Source organism: Micromonospora sp. WMMD1120 (genome assembly GCF_029626235.1).
In the GTDB taxonomy this organism is placed as follows: Bacteria; Actinomycetota; Actinomycetes; order Mycobacteriales; family Micromonosporaceae; genus Micromonospora.
This window is the reverse complement of sequence record NZ_JARUBO010000005.1, coordinates 2,774,346-2,791,882: the sequence shown is the minus strand read 5'-3', so window position 1 is coordinate 2,791,882 and position 17,537 is coordinate 2,774,346. Positions and strand designations below refer to the sequence as shown.

The following is a 17,537-nucleotide window of genomic DNA, read 5'->3' as shown; positions in this document are numbered from 1 at the left end:
GAACAGGTTCATGGACGCTGATTTGCGCATCCGCGCCGCCCGTTGGGCCGACAGGGACCCCGTGGCCGCGCTGATCGCCGCCGCCCTGCAGCCCACCCCGCTCGCCGCCTGGCTCGTACCCGACCCAGCCGCACGGCGACGCGTGCTCACCGACGTCGCGGCGATCTGGGTGGAACACGCCATGTTCTACGGCGACACCCACCTCACCGACGACATGAGCGCCGCCACCGTCGGCTTTCACCGCTACCGGCCCATCCCACCACCAGCCAACTACCGCAGCCGATTGCTCGGCGCTGCCGGTCCGCACGCCCACCGCTTCGAGCAGCTCGACACCATGCTCGCTGAGCCTCGGCCCACCGAGCCGCACTACCACCTGGCGTTCCTCGCCGTTGAGCCCGACGCTCAGCGATGCGGGCGGGCGACGGCGATGCTCACCCACCACCGCAGCCGACTCGACCGCATCGACCTGCCCTCCTGGACCGACACCACCACCGACGCCCAACCCCTCTACACCCGCCACGGCTACACCTCCAGGCCGGCGATCGTGCTGCCCGACGGGCCGGTCCTGCAGCCCATGCGCCGTAACCCCGACCGCCGCCTCGACACGTGGCCCAGCAACCTCGCCCGCCCCGCCGCGCCCCGACGGGATGACTCCCGCTCCATCAGCGGAACGACCTCGATGTCCCGATAGCGGCGGGTGGCCGCCGAACCCACTGCCCAGGCTGCGGTGCCGTCACGCGGTGAGTGACCGCCGCTGGCCCGAGCGGTCGCGGCCCGACGTCGGCCCTGACGCCTCTGTCCGAGGAACGACCAATCGATGGCTTTCCCCCGCAAGTACTCCCACGACTTCATCGACGCCGCTGTCCGACAGGTGGCGGCCCTACGCGACAGCGGGCACCGCGGTCCGATCTCCGCCGTCGCCCGCGAACTCAACCTCGACCGGCGCCTCGTGCAGGAATGGGTCAGCAAGACCCGGACACCCCGCACCCCGTCGCCGCCACCAGCGCCAATGCCCCCACCCGTCGGGGACCCGGCACCGGTCCTCCTGCCACCCGACCTCATGCTCTGCCGCATCTGCGACCAGCCCATGACCAGAGCCCCCGATGGCAACCGGCTCGTCTACCAATGTCCCGGCAACTGCCGACGACACGGACTCGACGCCACCCTCGTCGCCGACATCGTCGGCGAGGCGATCCTGCGCCACACACCCGCCATCGTCACCGCCCCCGGCCACCCCAAGAGCACCAACCTCGCCGCCGCCCACGCAGGCCGCGTCATTGCCCGCGTCACCGCCGGAACCACCGCCACAGATCTGCGTCTCACCTGGCGCACCGCCCTCGCCCCCACACCCGGGCTACCAGGTCCCGCTCTCACCGAACGGCTGCGATCCGCCCGCGCTCTCACCGCCGCTGACCCGGTGCGCGCCCGGGAAACCCTGCGCGACGCCCTTGCCGGCGTCGACCCGGCAACCACCACCGCCGACCCCACTCTCGCCGACGCCACTCACCTGTACGCGGAACTGCTCATCCGACTTGGCAACCCCGCAGCCGCCATCCGCTGGGCCACCTACGCCCACCGCAGCCACACCCAACTACGCGGCCCCTCCGCCCGACCGACCCTCGCCGCCGTTCACACCCTCGCTACCGCCCACCGCGGATCCGGACACCACCAACGCGCCTATCACGTGTACCGGCACCTCGCCGAACAACTCACCGCCACCACCGGACCCGACGCGCAGCCCACCCTCGCCACCCAGGCCAGCATCGCCCTGGTCCTACGCGACCTCGGCCACTGCGCCGCCGCCCGACGCCTACTCGCCGACACCATCACGGCACACCGCCGAACCCACCCCCACCACCCGGCCACCGCCCGCATGCTCCACCACCTGCACCAGATGTGGGAGCACTGCGCAGAGCGCGGACACGACCACCCCGACATCGAGGTCCACACGGAGCCGGCAGCGGCAACACAGTCACACGAGGGCGGACCGCTGGCTGTCGACGGAGGTTGGCGGACCACTGCAGGCGGACGGGACCTGCGCCCGTGAGCAACCAGCCGTCTGCCGGAGAAGCGGTCGCGGCAGAGCCACTCCTCAACCCTCCGCAGCGGACCCCGTTCGCAGCGTCGTGACGTACTAGGCTGTACCGCGCGTTCCCCCGGTCGACGCGAGAGGGTGGCTATGTCGGACGAGTTCATGGATGTCACGCCGCACGGCAGGGTGCTGAGCATGTTCGGCGAGCTGAAGACCCCTGCCGTGTACTGCCTCGCGGAGTTGATTGACAACGCGTTCGACGACTTCTGGAAGCGTCCACCATCCGATATCCGGCCAGCCGTCACGATCACTCTGCCCGGGTCCACCAGCACTTTGTCCGACGCAGAGGTCTGGGTGGTGGACAACGGCCTCGGGATGGACCGCCGGGCGTTGAACAACGCGGTCAGGGCCGGGTGGACGTCGAACTCCAGGTACGACGCGCTGGGGCTGTTCGGCATGGGACTGAACATCGCCACGGCGGGACTGGGTTGGTGGAGCGAGATCTGGACGACCCGTGCCGGCGACCCGTCCTGGACCGTCGTCACGCTGGACCTGGCCGCCATCAGCGCCAGGCAGAATGAGAACTACAAGGTCCCGTTGCGTCACGCGCCGAAGGACGACCCGTCGGAGCACGGCACGAAGGTCATCATCAAGAAGCTGCGTCCAGACCAGTTCGAGGTGCTCAAGCGCCAGGCACGCACCATCAGAGAAAAGCTCGGGCACATCTACAGCCACTTGCTGACCGAGCGGGCGTATCTGATCACGGTGAACCGTACGCAGGTGACTCCCCGCCGCGCGTGCGTATGGGGCGAGAACAGGTCGGTCTCCCGCGGCGGCGCGGAGATCCCCGCCGTGATCCGGATCGACGAGACGCTGCCGGCGCGGCGCACGTGCGTGAACTGCGGGCGGGTGTGTGACGACTCGCCTTGCCCGACCTGTGGCAGCGAACGCACAGAGTACGTCGAGCGCCGCATCTGGGGATGGTTGGGCATCCAGCGGTACCTGCACAAGAGCGAGTACGGCGTCGACTTCCTGCGCAGCGGCCGGAAGATCATGATGTTCGACAAGAACGTGTTCGACTGGGTCGACCCGGACGGACTCGGTGCGCCCGAGCGTGAGTATCCGATCGACAGCCCCCGCAACGAGGGCCGGATCATCGGCGAGATCCATTGCGACCATGTGCCGGTCAACTACATGAAGACGTCCTTCGAGCTGGACAGCGCCGAGTGGAAGACTGTCCTGCGGGTGCTGCGGGGCGAGAGCCCGTTGCGGCCGAACCGCGCCAGGCAGTTGGGCCTGCCGACCAACGACAGTCCGCTGGGCAAGCTCTTCACCGGCTACCGCCGTGAGGATCCCGGGCTGAGGTACCTGGTGCCCGGCGACGGGAAGAACGCGCTGCGCGACAAAGCGGTCGAGTGGACGAAGCTGTTCCGCGATGGCCATCCCGAGTACCAGTCAGATGAGAAGTGGTACGAGGCCGCCCGGTTGCACGACAGTGGGCCCACCCCTCCCCCCGACCCGAAGCCGTCGCCGGGTTCCGGCCCGGGAACCACCTCGCGGATGGGCCTCGACGACGACGGCCCGAAGGGCGGTGATGACGGTCCGGACCGGGACGCGCCCAAGCCGGAGACGCGTGACCAGCGCCTGGAGCGGTACCGGGCGAGCGCGACCGAGGTGGTCGACATGGCCGGCCGCTACGAGGCGGACGGACAGGGCGCCGTCGAGCTGAAAGTGTGGGCGGTTCCCGGCGCCGAGGTCGAGGACCACGGGAACCGGCCGGTCCCGGTGTTCGTGGAGAGGACCCGGCCGCCGCGCGCGGAGGCCTTCGTCGCCGCCGACAACACGCTGTTCACCGAGTACGGCGTTGACTTCCGGGAGCTGGTGCTCGTCGAACTCGCCGAGTACATGCGGCAACGGGCAGCGGGGTCCTCCGGGCCCCCGCCGTTGTCGGCGGTCCTTCAGACGCTGCGCGTCCGGTCGGGCATGCCGAAGGTCACCCCGGATGTGCTCGCCGTTCAAGCCCGGCGGCTGCTGGACCGTGTCCGCGAGGCGATGCAGCCGGAGGTCGCGGGCAACCCCTCGGGCTACTGGGAGCTGCTGCCCGAGGGGGAGCGTGCTCTCACCGAGCGCAGGTTCGCGCTCGAGGGCGGCGCCGACGTGTGGGACGAGGTCATCGAGAAGGGCGACTTCGTGTTGTACATCCCCGCGAGCGCGGTCGTCCGTCTGATCGAGCGTCGGCCCGGGGCGTTCCTCGATAACCGGGTCTTCCGCCGCTCCTACGCCACCCTTACCGACGAGGGCACCCGGGGCCTGGTCGTGTCCCGGCTCGCTGGCTACATCAGCGATCTGGCGTTGCTCGTGGACGATCACCCGCGCCTCAACGCCGAGGAACTGGCCCGCAGTAGGATCAGCTGCCGGCTGGTCGAGCGCGAGCTGGCCGACACGGACTGAGTGTGGACGGCTTCCTCGATCCGCTGCTGCTACGCGATGGCGGTCCGCACCAGTTCGTCCGGCAGATCGAGCGGCTGCTCTGGCATCAGGGGTTCACCGGCGTGACGAACGTCGACGGCTCCGGAGACGGCGGCGGCGATATCTTGGCCGGCTACCGCGGTCGCGACTGGGTGGTGCAGTGCAAGTGGAAGGCGCGCGGGGCGGTCCCGGCCCAGGCGGTGGACGAGACCGCAGCGGCCTGCGACCTCTACCGGGCCCCGCGGGCGGCGGTTGTCACCAACACCCGCTTCAGCGCCGACGCGATGCGTCGCGCGGAACGTCTCAACGCGCTCGGCTACCGGATCCACCTCTGGTCCGGCGGTGACATAGCGGCGCTGTTCAAGGAGGTCCCGGCGACCCTGGGAACGCTGACACTCCGCGACTACCAGCGCGAGGCTGTCCGAAGGGTCCTGGCCGACCTCGACGAGACCGGACGCGCCCTGTTGATCCTCGCCACCGGCCTCGGCAAGACCGTGGTCGGCGGCGAGGTGATCGCCGATCATCTCCGACGTCACCCGTCGGACAAGGTCCTCGTCGTCGCACACACCAAGGACCTCGTGCAGCAGCTGGAACGGGCGATGTGGCGGCATCTCCCCAAGTCGGTTCCGACCCGCCTGCTCACCGGCGACGAACGCCCCGACCATCTACCCGGCGTCACGTGCGCGACGCTGGGCAGCGCGGTACGGGTGTCCCGCCTCGGGTACTCACCCGGCCTGGTCATGGTCGACGAGGCACACCACGTCGCCGAGGGCGGACTATACGACGAGCTTCTCCGGACCCATGACAAAGCTCTCCAATTCGGTGTCACCGCCACACCCTGGCGCGGCGACGAGTACGACATCAGCGCCCGCTTCGGCAAGGCGAGTCATACCCTCGGCATCGAGCAGGGCATGGCACGCGGCTACCTCGCCCAGGTCGACTACCGCCTCTTCGTCGACAACATCGACTGGGAGGTGGTCCGCGCCGCCAGCCAGCACTCCTACAGCCTCGCCGAGCTCAACGCGACCCTGTTCCTCCCTCACCGCGACGAGGCGGTGCGCGACGAGTTGGCCGACGCCTGGGGAAAGGTGGTCGAGCCCCGCGCCATCGTGTTCTGCCGGACCGTCGAGCACGCCGAGCGGATGGCCGACCTGCTCCGCCGGGCGCCGCGCTGGTCCGGCGCCCTGGCCGTGCATGCCGCCCTCAACAAGCGCGAGCGCCTCAGCCGCCTCCTGGACTTCCGGACGGGCAGGGTACCGATCCTCACTGCGGTCGACATCCTCAACGAGGGCGTCGACGTGCCGGACGTCAACATCCTCTGCTTCGCCAGGGTGACCCACAGTCGCCGCATCTTCGTCCAACAACTCGGCCGCGGCTTGCGGCTACGCGAAGGCAAGGACCGCGTCCTGGTGCTGGACTTCGTCTCCGACCTACGGCGGGTGGCCGCCGCGCTACGGATCAAGCGTGTGCTGGCCGAGGAGGTCGAGGAACTCGGCGAGCACGTCACCTCGACCATCTCCTTCACGGACCAGGCGGCGGGCAACCTCATGGAGGAGTGGATCAGGGACGCGGCGGACGTGGAGACCGCCTACGATGAGAGCCGCCTCCAATTCCCCTCCACTGAACCCCTCAGGGAGTGAGTTTGTCGCCCAGCCCCGTGCCCAAGGATATCCGCGACGACGTCGTGCGTGAGCTGTACCGGCAGGTCGAGACCTTGGACTGGGAGCTGCTGAGCGCGCAGCAGAAGAGCCGGCAGTACGCCCGGTGGATCGAGGACCCCAGCATCGGCGGCAGGCTCACCCAGTTCCAGAGCGCTGAGGACGCCCGGGTGTGGCTCAAGGACGGCCCGATGAAGGAGTACGCCCGTGCTCTCGACGGAGCCGGCCCGTTCCGGGACCTCGTCACCGTTCGCCTGTCGGGCCCGGACGAGCTGATCCGTCGCGCGTTCGGCGAAGAGTGGACAATGGTGCCCGGCTCCCGGGGCGACAAGCCGTTCCACTGCACCGTCACCGACGGCGAGACCACCCGGTACATGTGCTGGGGCAAGCCCGGCACATTCCGGGACCTGATGTGGGCCGCGCTGAACAAGGTCATCGACTCGCCCACCCGACCGATGATCGTCGTGGCACTGCGCGACGGCCACGACGTCAACGGCGAGGAACGTCGTCGCCACGAACAGTTGGCCGCGCACTGCGGCCTCGATGTGCGCCATGTCCACCGTCGCCTGGTCGCACGCGACGACGTGTGACCCACGGCGCGGCAACGCCATCGACAGGCGATCGACACCCCGCCGTTCCGGTAGAGTCCGACCATGGTCATCACCCCGCCACCGCCCTCACCCGGCGACCAGCCGGCGGGCATCGGAACAAGTATCGAGTTGTTCACGGGCGGGGGCGGCCTCGCCCTGGCCATGCACGACGTGGGCTTCCGGCACCTGCTCGCCGTCGAATTGGACAAGCGTGCCTGCGCGACTCTGCGCGCCAACAAAGCCACCGATTTTACACCGGACGCGGAAGACCCTGAGCGTCTGGACGACCGATGGCCCCTGGTCGAGGGCGACGTGGGACAGGTCGACTTCACACGGTGGGAGGGCAAGGTCGACGTCGTCGCTGGCGGTGTGCCTTGCCAACCTTGGAGCCTCGGCGGTGTGGGCAAGGGCTACGACGACCCCCGCAACCTTTGGCCGGAGCTGTTCCGCTGCGTCCGCGAGACGCGCCCGAAGGCGATCATCGCCGAGAACGTCAAGGGCCTCCTACGCCCATCGTTCAAGCCGTACTACGACTACATCCTGCGGGAGCTCGGCGCCCCCTTCGAACAACGGGTCGACGGCGAGGATTGGCGCGACCACGACAAGCGGCTGACCAAGACCCTCGCCAGCGGCAAGTACGATCCCACTGAGCGCTACGAGGTCAAGCACCTGTGCCTCAACGCCGCCGACTACGGGGTCCCTCAGATCCGCCACCGCGTCTTCGTGGTGGCCTTCCGCAAAGACCTCGCCATCGACTGGGACTTCCCCGACGCCACCCACTCCGCCGAGGCACTCGCACACGCGCAGGCCGACGGCAGCTACTGGGCTGAACACAATCTGCAGCCACCGGCCGTGACCACCCTGCCCTCGCTGAAGATCCCGGGGAACACGCAGCGCTGGCGGACGCTACGGGACGCCATCGCCACCCTGCCCGAACCTCTCGGCGACAAGATCGAACACCCGGACTGGCTGCACCACTACGGCTGGCCCGGCGCCCGCGAGTACACGGGACACACCGCCAACGTCCTCGATCGGCCCGCCAAGACCGTCAAGGCCGGCGTTCATGGCGTGCCCGGCGGCGAGACGGTCCTGCGAGACGACGTCGGCCGGATCAGGTACATGACCGTCCGGGAGGTCGCCCGCGTGATGACCTTCCCCGACAACTGGAAACTCGACGGCCCCCGCGGGGAACAGATGCGCCAGCTTGGCAACGCCGTGCCGGTCGAGCTCGCCACGGTCATCGCCAAATCAGTGGTCAAGTCGCTCTTCAAGGCCCGGTAACGAGGCCCGCCACCCCGAGTTGCCGACGCCGCGACCACAGCCTCTCGACGCGGTCAGCGGCGGACATGGGCTCCTCGTGCTCCCACACGTGCACCGCCAGCCAGCCGAGATCGGCCAGACGCCGGTCCTTTTCACGATCCCTGGCGACGTTAGCCTCCAACTTGGCCACCCACCACTCGCGGTTGTTCTTGGGCAACCGCACATGGTCGGCGCACATGTGCCAAAAACAGCCGTCGACAAACACCGCTAGGCGCGCCCGGGTGAAGGCCAGATCCGGTCGGCCCGGGAGCTCCCGGAAGTTGACCCGGAACCGCAGGCCACGCCGGTGCAGCTCACGCCGGATCGCCAGCTCCGGGCGCGTCGACGCCCGGGGCATCCGGCGCATCTGCTCCGACACCAGCGGGCTTAGGGGCGTGGGACGGGACGCCATCAGCGTCGCCCCGGCAGACGCCGCCGACCACACCGCGGTGAGGGGATGAACGCTCTCAAGTGGCGTAACCTGTCGAGGTGCTGTTGACGTACGTCGACGAGAGCTACAACCGCGAGGTGTACTACATCGCCGCCCTGCTCTGCCCGGATCAGGAGGCCATCTCCCTGACCCGCGCGCTGGACGCCGTCGTCGCCCGAGCGGCGAACCTGCACGGCGTCGCACCCAACGCCGAGTTGCACGGGCACGACCTCTTCCAGGCCAAGGGCGCATGGGAGCACCTGGCCAAGATGCCTCGCGTGCGCATCGGCGTCTACAACGAGGCGTTCCAAGCCATCGGCGACCACGACGTCAAGATCATTATAAGGGGCGTCAACTCGCGACGGCTTTGGGAACGCTACAACGCCACCGACGACCCCCACTCCGTCGTACTCGGCCAGCTGCTCGAACGCGTCGACGAGTACGTCGCCAGACGAGGCGAGTACGCCCTCGTCATCGCCGACGAGGTGGCCCAACCGGGTCTCTATCGAGCCGACCTCTCCCTCTACCAGCAGCATGGACTGTGGGGTGAGAGCACGCGCAGACTGACCCGCATCGTGGACACGCTTCACTTCGCCCCATCGTCTGCCAGTCGCCTCGTCCAGGCCGCCGACCTCATCGCCTTCCTATACCGCCGAATCGAGACCGAGACCGCGCCCGACGAGCGCGCACGCCGCGCCAATAGCGCCATCTGGGCTCGCGTCGGACCGCGCGTCCAACACTCGACCTGCTGGACACCCTAGACGCACAAGGGCCCCACCGAAGCGGGGCCCAAGGCTCACCGGAGTCTCCTCCTGGCGGCAGTGTAACCACCTAGTCGCTCGCCGCAAGGCCCGCGACGCCAATCACGCCGCTAGAGGTTCGGCCGACTCAACTTCGCCAGCGAACAGCTCCAATGGCTTATCTGCGAGCGAGCGGGATGGACGACATCGCGTGGTGCGAGATGCCCGCCTCAAGTAGGCACCGCTTGGCGAGACAGCCTCGGCGCCGCCAGCAAGTCGCGCCGAGCAGCCTAGGCGGGCTGGGTCGGGGCCTTCGCGCCGATGCCGTCGCCATCGAGTAGGCCGAGCAGTCCGGCGGTGAACAGTTGCCGCCGGACTGCGGGCGGGATGTTGGTCAGCCGTAGGGTGCCGCTGCGAACGTGCACCGCTCGGTGGCAGGCCACCAGCGTGCTGGTAGCGGCGGCATCGAAGCGGTCGAGGGCGGTAAGGTCGAGGTCGACGTCCCGGACGGTGTCGGCGCGCAGCGCGGCGAGCACGGCGTCGTAGACGAGTCCGCTGGTGGCTGCGCCGAGGCGGCCGGTCAAGCTCAGGCGCACGAGCGGGCCCTCGCTGGTGGTGGTAATCGTCAGATCCATGATCCCTCGCTCCGCACCTCGCCGCCGACGGCAGAGGGGTTGCGAGACGCGGCGGGGTGCTGGGTGACACCAGAAGGTTACTCTGCGCGTCGGCATAGCGTCTGACCGCGACGGACGGCTTGGTCAGTCGGTGAGGGGCGGCAGGTCGATCTCGTCGTCGGTGTCGGGCAGCGGCACCCATCCCGGACCGCCGGCGGTGGGCATCAGGTGCGCGGCGGCGAGCCGGGAGCGTGCCCAGGCGAGGACGGTGTCGCGGGTGCCCTCGACCTGGTCGATGCCTGCGGAGTGGCCGTTGATCTCGTCGACCCAGGTGGCGACCCAGACGACACGCCGGTGCAGGTCCCGGCCTTTGTGCACGTAGACGGTGCCGTAGCCAGACCGGGGCTCAGCGAACAGTTGCTCGGGTGCGATCTCCTGGTCGCGCAGTTCCGGCGGCAAGTAGTAGGCGTTCTCGCGTCGGCGTGGGGTGTCCACGACCCGCATCGTAATGTCGCCGCGCGGCGCAGGTCGCCCAGGCGATGTGATGCTCACTCGGACGACGTTGGGGTGAAGGAGGCTGCGCCCGCCCCATTGGGGCGGGCGCAGGTCACGCGGCGCGTGGCGGTGCGGGTTGGTGCAGGCGGAGCAGGCGGGCGAGGGTGGCGGCTTGGTCGACGGTGGGGAGGCCGGCTTCGGCGGCGAGGGCTTGGATCTCGGTTTCGGTGGCGGGGTCGGTCAGGTAGCGGGCCATCGACAGCGTTCCCGGCAGGACCGGGGGGTCGGTGTCGGGGTGTGCGGTCGGGGCCTCGCCGTCGGTTGTCCGCGTGGGCGGGGTCGGCGGCGACGGGTGTGGTGTGTGCGCGCGTGATTGCTGGTCACGGCGTGTGGCCATGTCCCTCCCAGGACGGCTCGTGGCGTGAGGACGTGGTGTGGGGTCATGGGCATCTCCTTCTCGGTGGTAGGAACTCGTTGAAGATCGATCGCCGGACCGCGCCGTTCAGGGGCGGCGTCGAGGTCGGCGTCGGTGAAGGGCCGCGGACTGTAACTCCGATGGCCGTGGAAGTGAAGACGTGCGCCACTCACAGCGACTCACAGGGGCGCGCCGCTGGTGTGAGTGAGCCGGGTGGTCGCGGGGTCTGTCGCCGGACAGCGTCCGGTGACAGACGGAGACAGCTTCCGAGAGCCGCCGCTTCGCTGCCGCCCGGCACGCAGCCTGGCCTGATCGCCTCGGTGAGGGCCACAGGGCGGGCGGCGACGGCTGCCCCCGAGTTGGGGCGGGTGCGGGAGGGTTCGGCGGCGTGTGGGCGAGTGGGCCGCCCGTACGCGCGCGCCGTGCGCGCCGCTCCGCCCGCATCAGGCGGACCGGCCGTCCTGGTCGGGCGCGGTGTGGGTGGGGAACTCGTCGTCGTGGTCGGTGTCGGTATAGGGCAGGTCGGTGAGTCGGTGACGGCCGCTGTGTGCGGCGAGTTGCCAGACCTGGTCGGCGGGGCTGGCGTTGAGCGCGGTGCGCAGTTCGGCGGTGGTGGTGGCGACGACGGTTTCCAGGCCGAGGCCGGCGATGCGGTGGTGCAGGTTCGCCTCCCGTCGTGCGGAGGGTAGGTGGAACAGCACCGGCCATGCCCAGGTGCTCATGAGGTACAGCCGTTCGTACTTGGCGATCTTTTCGATGAGGATCCGCAAGTGTTCGCCGCTGGTGTCGTACTCGAGGAAGAACGGCACGGACCGTCCGCGCTCGGTCCACACCCCGGCGCCGTCGGGGCGGGGGAACCCGGTCGCACCGGCGATGATGATCTGCGGGTCGCCGCCTGCGCGGTAGAGGGTGCCGGGTTCGTGGTAGGCCGATGCGGGCTGCCACCGGGCCAGCTCGGTGTCGGGGTGGGTGCGGGCGTGGGCGGCGAGGTCGGTGAAGACCTGGTTGCCGCCGAGCAGGTGCGGCAGGTCCGGCCGGGAGGTCAGCGATTGTTTGCGGCGGCGGGCCTGGTCGCGGCGGGGTCGTCCGAGTCCGCGTTGGGCGTGGACGTGGTCGTAGCCGAGTTGGTCCAGGACGTAGTGGTAGGGGTAGGAGCCTCCGTAGGCCCGGTTGGGCCGGAACCGGTCCACGGCCCGCAGCAGGGTGAGGCGGCGTAGGCGGCGTTGGGTGAAGTCCAGGGATGGGAACAGGGCGGCGGCGATCTGGTCGGTGGTGAGCACGCCGTGGTCGTAGAGCCAGTCGAGGAGTTGGTCGTCGCGGGCGGTGATGCTGGCTTGCAGCCGCAGCAGCGGATCCGCACTGTGTATGGGTTTACGCATGGGCAGCCCCAGGGGGGAGACCCCAGAGTGGAGGGTCTGTCTGGAGCGGCATCGGAGCGCTGAGAGTGGGGTTGACCTGGGCTGTGAGCGGTGGTGGGGGGTCAGGTTGGGGGTCAGGATCAAGGCGGACGGTAGAACGGAGATCCGCGCTGACTGCTGAACGGCCGGGCACACCGGGTCTGGCATGACCGATCGGTAGGAGTGGGTGTGAGTCGGGTCGGTTGCGCTGGTGAGGTTCGCGGTACGAGGTGATCATCGTTGGTGCTCCAAGGTCAGAGGTGCGAGTGGGTGTGAGATTGGTGCGCCCGCCGCCGCAGGGGGCGGGAGCGGGTGGACAGTTCCGGTCGGCATCTGTCGGCTCGCGGGCCTGCTGACAGGCACGCACGCTGGTCTGACAGCGTCGGCTCGGGCTGACAGAAGCCGTGGGGGGGGTGGGGGGTTCCGTCACGCGGCCTCCCGAGGTGACAGATCCGCAGTCGGCGGGGTGGTCTCGGCGCGCAGGACGCGCACGAGGGCTGAGGCGGTGGCGTTGGACAGTTGGTGTCCGTCCGCGCGTAGCTGGTGGGCGAGGGCATTGCGGGACAGGGGTGTCCCTTCGGCGCTGAGGGTGTGGGCGGCGGTCCGGGCGGCCGGGACCAGCGCGGCGACTTCCGGACTGCTGTCGTCGGTCGGTGGCTGGTGGTCCGGGTGGTCCGGGACCGCCGATGGTTGGTCCGCGACGGCGGGGACCACGGTTGCGGAGTCCGGGACCGCGGCGGCGGTGACGCGGACCGGCGGCTGGTTGTCCGGGACTGACGTGTCGACGGTCCGTGGCGGGTCGGGCTCCGTAGGCGCGGGCCGGGCGGTTGAGGTGGGTGGGGTGGGGTCGGCGCGGCCGAGGGCGATCTTCACCATCGCCAGGAAGCCCAGGGCGGGTAGGGCGGCGGCGATCCAGCCGATCACCGACGCCTCGGCCTCGACGACCTGAGCGGCAAGCGACAGCAGCACCGCCGCGGTCAGCATGGTGGCGGGGAAGGCGATGCTCTTGCCCAGTCGCCGGTTGCGGCGCAGCTCCAGGCCGGCGGCGATCGAGGTCAGCTCCAGGACGATCGCGTCGGCCCAGGCCAGCCAGCCCGGCTGGCCGTGCGCGGCGGCGACGTCATGCACGTGGGTGAACGACGCCGCGCCGGCCGCGCCTCCGATCAGCAGCATGATCGCCACTTGGGCGCGGTCCTCCAGCCGCTGCCGCCCCGGCCCCGCCGCAGCGGGCGGGTCGCGGCGTCGCTGGTCATGTGTCGCCAAGGGCCCACCACCTGTGGCCGGCTGGCCCGGGTGACACCTGGTGGGGCGTCGTCGCCCAGATGTGGACGACCGGGACGACGGGCGTGACGGCCGCGAGGGCCGGGCCCGTAGGGACGATGTTGTCGAGTGAAGTCACGATCTTCTCCAAATTGGGGTTGTGGGTTCCAGGTGCCGCACGAGGGCGGGATCGCCCCGTGGGTCGCGCCTGCCCCGCCGGGTACGGGCAGGCGCGACCCTGCCGGGTGACGCCCGGCCGGGCGGACCCCTCACGTGGGCGCGGGGGGCGGCAAGTCACTATGGTCGAGTCAAGGAACACGCCAGACCCCACGCAAGGGGCAGGCAGCAGGGCAAGCAGGCGTCGCCGCGGCCCGCACAGCAGGCTGCGGTCAACAGCGTGGACACAGGGCGGACGGCCAAGCCGAGCCACAGATGATCAGGACCCACCACCGACAGCGCGCAGGCGCTCAGGTGGTGCGGCGGCTCAACTCGCCGACAGACGATCCTTCATGGGGTCCTCCCATCACTCGACGTACCCCGACAGGGTCGGCACCAGCAACGGCAGGCACCCCGCTCGGGGGTGCCTGCCCGCTGCGTCTGTGGTCGACCGCGCCAGCCGGCGCTGCGGGAACGTCTCTCCATTACGCCCCGGAAACCCGATGGAGTCAACCACCGATTTCAACAGACCAGCCGCCAAGTCTTGCCACCAGTCCGGCTGAGTGCTATAGATGTCGCCCGCGTCTGTGACGGTCCCTGTCCGTCCACGCGATCGCGGTCGAAAATCTTCCTGCGATGTCTCGCATGCTGGGATGTCGATCTCTGTAGGCGGGCGCTGGAACGCGAACCGGATGGTCATTCCGCCCTCAACCGCCTGGTTCGTGGCCTTCTCTGTCCCGCGACTGTGGTGGTGCCACAGAGTGCGGCGCCGTGGCGAAGATCGTCAGATGGCGATGGCGGCCGATCCTTGCCGGCCGCTGTCAGGGGTAGCCGCTACACTCCCCGGCCGTGGCAAGAGGTCAGTCGACATCAATGCGCCCGGCGGGAACACCTCTACGTCCTGCAGTTCGACAACGGGGTCATCAAGGTGGGCCGCACCGGCGACCCCGCACGCGCCACGAGCGTCACGAGCGAGATTGCGGTCGCTACGGTCTCACCATCAAGCGCCGCTGGGTCTCCGACGAGTGGCAGGGCGCCCAGTGGGCGGAACGCCAGCTGATCGCAGTCTGCGCCAAGATCGACAGACGCACGCCGGCGTGCCGCGAGTACTTCTGCGACGTTGCTGTCGGGGTACGAGTCCCAGTACATAGCCGCGTACGCCAGCTATGTACATAGCAGCCAACGGCACCGGCAAGTGCGGTTGGGCGGTCGGCAGTGGAGGCGAGGGCCCGCGCCTGAAGATCACCGACTCCGCAATGTGACAGTAGGGGCGACCCGGCGGCACGCGGATCTGCCGATGAGTAAGTCTCCCGCGCGGTCAATGATGACCGCAGGGCTGGTCGTGGAGGATGGAACCCTTAAATCCGACTAACCGCATCGTGCTTCACCGCAGCTTCATACCAAAGGCGATCGTCCTGATAGTCGGCTTCACCGCGATGGAACCTCCTTCCCCACTCCCTTGCCGTCTCGTGGATGGCAGTTCGTCCGTCGCCAGGCACTAGGCACCTCAGCCCGGGAGTGGAGCGACGGAATCCCTTGAAGAGGAGCCCCAGAGGGGAAGTGTTCTCGGGATACCCTAAACGCTTCGCGATAGTCGGCCTGAGCGGGCCGTCACCTCTTATGATCCGAAGGACGAGGGCCCAGTCCCTACTGTCGAACTGGAAAGCGTCCTTTGAGTGATTGACGGCCAAATGGTCACAATGTATCTCGCCGACGATACGCCCGGCATGGGGAATATCCAGCGGATATTCGATTTCACTTTGCCCGGTGTCGGGATCTTCCCAGGAGAAGGCGCGACGATCTCTAGTCAGAATCTTCCGCCCGTGCCTGAGGAAGTCGATCCCGAAGTCGGTCGGGTCGACGTAGCGCTGGATGCCGAGCCAGCCCCAGATGCGACGCTCTTGACGGCGCGACGAAGCACCTCCACATGATTCGCATAGGGCAGCCTCGAGCGCGGCGACGCGGCTGTAGTCACAGCTTTGGCAGATAAGGAGATCGTCGAGGCGGTGGTCCACCCGAATCACCGCGGGTATCTGCCGTCCGGCTTGGATAACGCTGCGATCCTCGCTCCATACGCAATGCCTTCGCGGAGCGACTTTGGTCCCGTTGATCGTCAACTCAATGACGCCGCCATCGAGCTGATGACTATAAATGTCGCCAAGTTTGGCCACGAGCTGGTGCTGCCGGCGGTTGAGGTATTCCATTAGGTGGGGCTTCAGGTCTTCGAGTATGAATTCAGTTCCACTGAAGTTCGCCTCTGCCGCACGATCACGGCTAATCAGGAAGCCCGAATGCGAACCCGAGCTATTAGCCCGCAGGTCGAAGGTGGCCTCGGTCCACACCACTTCGGTCGGCCGGGTAGATCGCACGGTGACCTTTGATCCCGAGTGGGCGGCAGTCAGAATGAGTCCCAGGCCGATGCTATTCTCGGCGCCATTGGGAATTCGCCCGATCCAAGACCCTTTGATGAGCTGTATAACCGCGTGACCCGAAAGTCCCTGGCCATTGTCCGCGACTCGTATTCGGGCAGGCCCCGGTCCGGCGGATCGGTTGGGTAGGGCGATATTTATTGTCAATGGATCCACTTCGGAATCCTGCGGCATCGAGCTCCGCTGAATCGCCACGGCAAGATCTACGAGTTCCGCGATACATTGCCACGGGGTCAGGGCGACGCTGCTCAGTGCGGCGATGACAGCTCGATCGGCGATTTGCGTTCCTACGTGTGGCAGCGCTTGCGGGGACGGACCATCGGCCAGCTTCTCGTCGGACTGCCCCAACTGCTGGCCGAGTCCATCGAGCACCTCAGCCGTATCGCCCAGAAGTCGATCGGCCTCGCGTGCGATCTTGTCGGCGACCTCCTGGTCGGTCGCGTCCATCAAAGTGTAAGGCGGCACGTCACGGCCACGGGGCGATTCGATGATCCTCTCTTCAGGGTCGTCCCAGGGGCCATCGACCATGACAAGACGTTCGAGTAGGCGCGACTGCCGCTCTGCAGCTCGCTCGCCCAACAGGCCAGCAAGGCGCAGCTGCTGTTGCGCTTGGGCGAGCTGCCGTTCTGCCCGCTGCCGCTTCTCCTCGGCGATGACGAGCCGTTGCTCGATCTCCGCCAGCTGCCGCCGATTGATCTCCAGCTCGAGCTTAACCGCTAGCCCTTTCTCGGAGTCCTCGCGCAGGCGGTCGCGTTCCTCGGTGAGGACGGAGATCGTCGTGGAAAAGCCGCCGAGAACGAAGAGCAGCCCGGACACCAGCGACTGGCTCTTCTCGGTCGCGAGCTGCGCGTGCCTTCTGTACTCGTCGGCCTCCCGATAGGCCCGCACCAGATCACTGGTTACCTGCGACAGAACCGAATCCGGGCGTTCGTTGCTCGAGGATACCTTGACGGAGAGCCGCAACGATCTGTCGGCCAACTCCCACAGTCTGCGTGCCTCAGCATCCGCCAATTGACGTGCATGCCGCTCCGTTGGCGTAACGGCTCCTACCAGAGCTCGCACGAGATTCCACTCGGGAACCTTCGCGCCGTTCAGCGACCTTGATATCGCATCTTTGCTGTACGGCAGTTCGTGACCGAGATCGCGCAGCGTCTTACCGCTTGCTTGCACCCGTTCGCGCAGCCAGTTTGCGAGGCGATGGCAGTCCGGTGTCCCGTCGAGTAGTGGGCCCCATGGCCTGCCGCCCTTACGCCCAGGACGGAGCGCCATCGTCACCGCCCTTTGTCTCAGGTTGTCGCTGCGACAACTTGGGATGTCCGGGATCACGGGATCTCGAGCTGCGGCTGCGCATCTTCCTCCTACCGGACAACTGCGGCTCCTACAGATGCTAGCCACATCGATGTCAACACGGAACAGGAGGGCAGCGTGGCGATGGAGTCCTCGTCAAGTGAGTTGGAGCCGCCGGCGATCGGTAGGCAGCCCAGCGATGTGGTCGGAGATGCCTTGTCGAGCTGGCAGCGGACTCTGCGTCTTTGCGTGCTCTTGCTGGCCGC

General features: G+C 68.3%; 14 protein-coding genes. 7 read left to right on the top strand and 7 right to left on the bottom strand.

Annotated elements, in window-relative coordinates; all coding sequences use genetic code 11:
* Nucleotides 1–10: 10 nt before the first annotated feature.
* The 6 genes from O7634_RS13185 to O7634_RS13160 all read left to right on the top strand — a co-directional run bounded on the left by O7634_RS13185 (nt 11) and on the right by O7634_RS13160 (nt 8,030).
* Nucleotides 11–691 (top strand): GNAT family N-acetyltransferase, encoded by a 681-nt coding sequence (locus O7634_RS13185; RefSeq protein ID WP_278150424.1) that lies wholly within the window; start codon nt 11–13, stop codon nt 689–691.
* Between the two features lie 126 nt (nt 692–817).
* Entirely contained in the window at nt 818–2,047 is a 1,230-nt protein-coding gene (locus tag O7634_RS13180; RefSeq protein WP_051669289.1) for a tetratricopeptide repeat protein, read from the top strand.
* 132 nt (nt 2,048–2,179) lie between these two features.
* Nucleotides 2,180–4,483 carry an ATP-binding protein gene (locus tag O7634_RS13175; RefSeq protein ID WP_029536956.1) on the top strand — a complete coding sequence of 768 codons (2,304 nt, stop codon included), beginning with the start codon at nt 2,180–2,182 and terminating at the stop codon, nt 4,481–4,483.
* A 2-nt stretch (nt 4,484–4,485) separates the two neighbouring features.
* Nucleotides 4,486–6,141, top strand: coding sequence for a DEAD/DEAH box helicase family protein (locus tag O7634_RS13170; RefSeq protein ID WP_029536958.1), 1,656 nt, complete (start codon nt 4,486–4,488; stop codon nt 6,139–6,141).
* A gap of 17 nt (nt 6,142–6,158) precedes the next feature.
* Nucleotides 6,159–6,749: a hypothetical protein gene (locus O7634_RS13165; protein ID WP_278150423.1), complete on the top strand. Its 591-nt coding sequence runs from the start codon at nt 6,159–6,161 to the stop codon at nt 6,747–6,749.
* 63 nt (nt 6,750–6,812) lie between these two features.
* Nucleotides 6,813–8,030: a DNA cytosine methyltransferase gene (locus tag O7634_RS13160; protein WP_029536961.1), complete on the top strand. Its 1,218-nt coding sequence runs from the start codon at nt 6,813–6,815 to the stop codon at nt 8,028–8,030.
* Here the strand turns inward: O7634_RS13160 and O7634_RS13155 are convergent.
* A complete protein-coding gene (locus tag O7634_RS13155; RefSeq protein ID WP_278150422.1) occupies nt 8,017–8,427 on the bottom strand; it encodes a very short patch repair endonuclease in 411 nt (136 codons plus the stop codon). The two genes, O7634_RS13160 and O7634_RS13155, sit on opposite strands and share 14 nt — an antisense overlap.
* A 110-nt stretch (nt 8,428–8,537) precedes the next feature.
* Between O7634_RS13155 and O7634_RS13150 the strand changes: the two genes are divergently transcribed.
* Complete coding sequence (locus O7634_RS13150; RefSeq protein ID WP_051669291.1) at nt 8,538–9,239, top strand: DUF3800 domain-containing protein; 702 nt, start codon at nt 8,538–8,540, stop codon at nt 9,237–9,239.
* A gap of 269 nt (nt 9,240–9,508) precedes the next feature.
* Here O7634_RS13150 and O7634_RS13145 read toward each other — a convergent pair whose 3' ends face one another.
* The 6 genes from O7634_RS13145 to O7634_RS13120 form a co-directional block, all read right to left on the bottom strand.
* Nucleotides 9,509–9,853, bottom strand: coding sequence for an STAS domain-containing protein (locus O7634_RS13145; protein ID WP_278150421.1), 345 nt, complete (start codon nt 9,851–9,853; stop codon nt 9,509–9,511).
* Nucleotides 9,854–9,976: 123 nt separating this feature from the next.
* Nucleotides 9,977–10,327 (bottom strand): hypothetical protein, encoded by a 351-nt coding sequence (locus O7634_RS13140; RefSeq protein WP_155273804.1) that lies wholly within the window; start codon nt 10,325–10,327, stop codon nt 9,977–9,979.
* Nucleotides 10,328–10,439: 112 nt separating this feature from the next.
* Nucleotides 10,440–10,724, bottom strand: coding sequence for a hypothetical protein (locus O7634_RS13135; RefSeq protein WP_029536970.1), 285 nt, complete (start codon nt 10,722–10,724; stop codon nt 10,440–10,442).
* Nucleotides 10,725–11,185: 461 nt separating this feature from the next.
* Nucleotides 11,186–12,121 (bottom strand): replication-relaxation family protein, encoded by a 936-nt coding sequence (locus O7634_RS13130; protein ID WP_278150420.1) that lies wholly within the window; start codon nt 12,119–12,121, stop codon nt 11,186–11,188.
* A 444-nt stretch (nt 12,122–12,565) separates the two neighbouring features.
* Nucleotides 12,566–13,402, bottom strand: a complete 837-nt coding sequence (locus tag O7634_RS13125; protein WP_029536974.1) for a DUF2637 domain-containing protein — start codon at nt 13,400–13,402, stop codon at nt 12,566–12,568.
* Between the two features lie 1,511 nt (nt 13,403–14,913).
* Nucleotides 14,914–17,259 carry a hypothetical protein gene (locus tag O7634_RS13120; RefSeq protein ID WP_278150419.1) on the bottom strand — a complete coding sequence of 782 codons (2,346 nt, stop codon included), beginning with the start codon at nt 17,257–17,259 and terminating at the stop codon, nt 14,914–14,916.
* Nucleotides 17,260–17,537 lie beyond the last annotated feature (278 nt).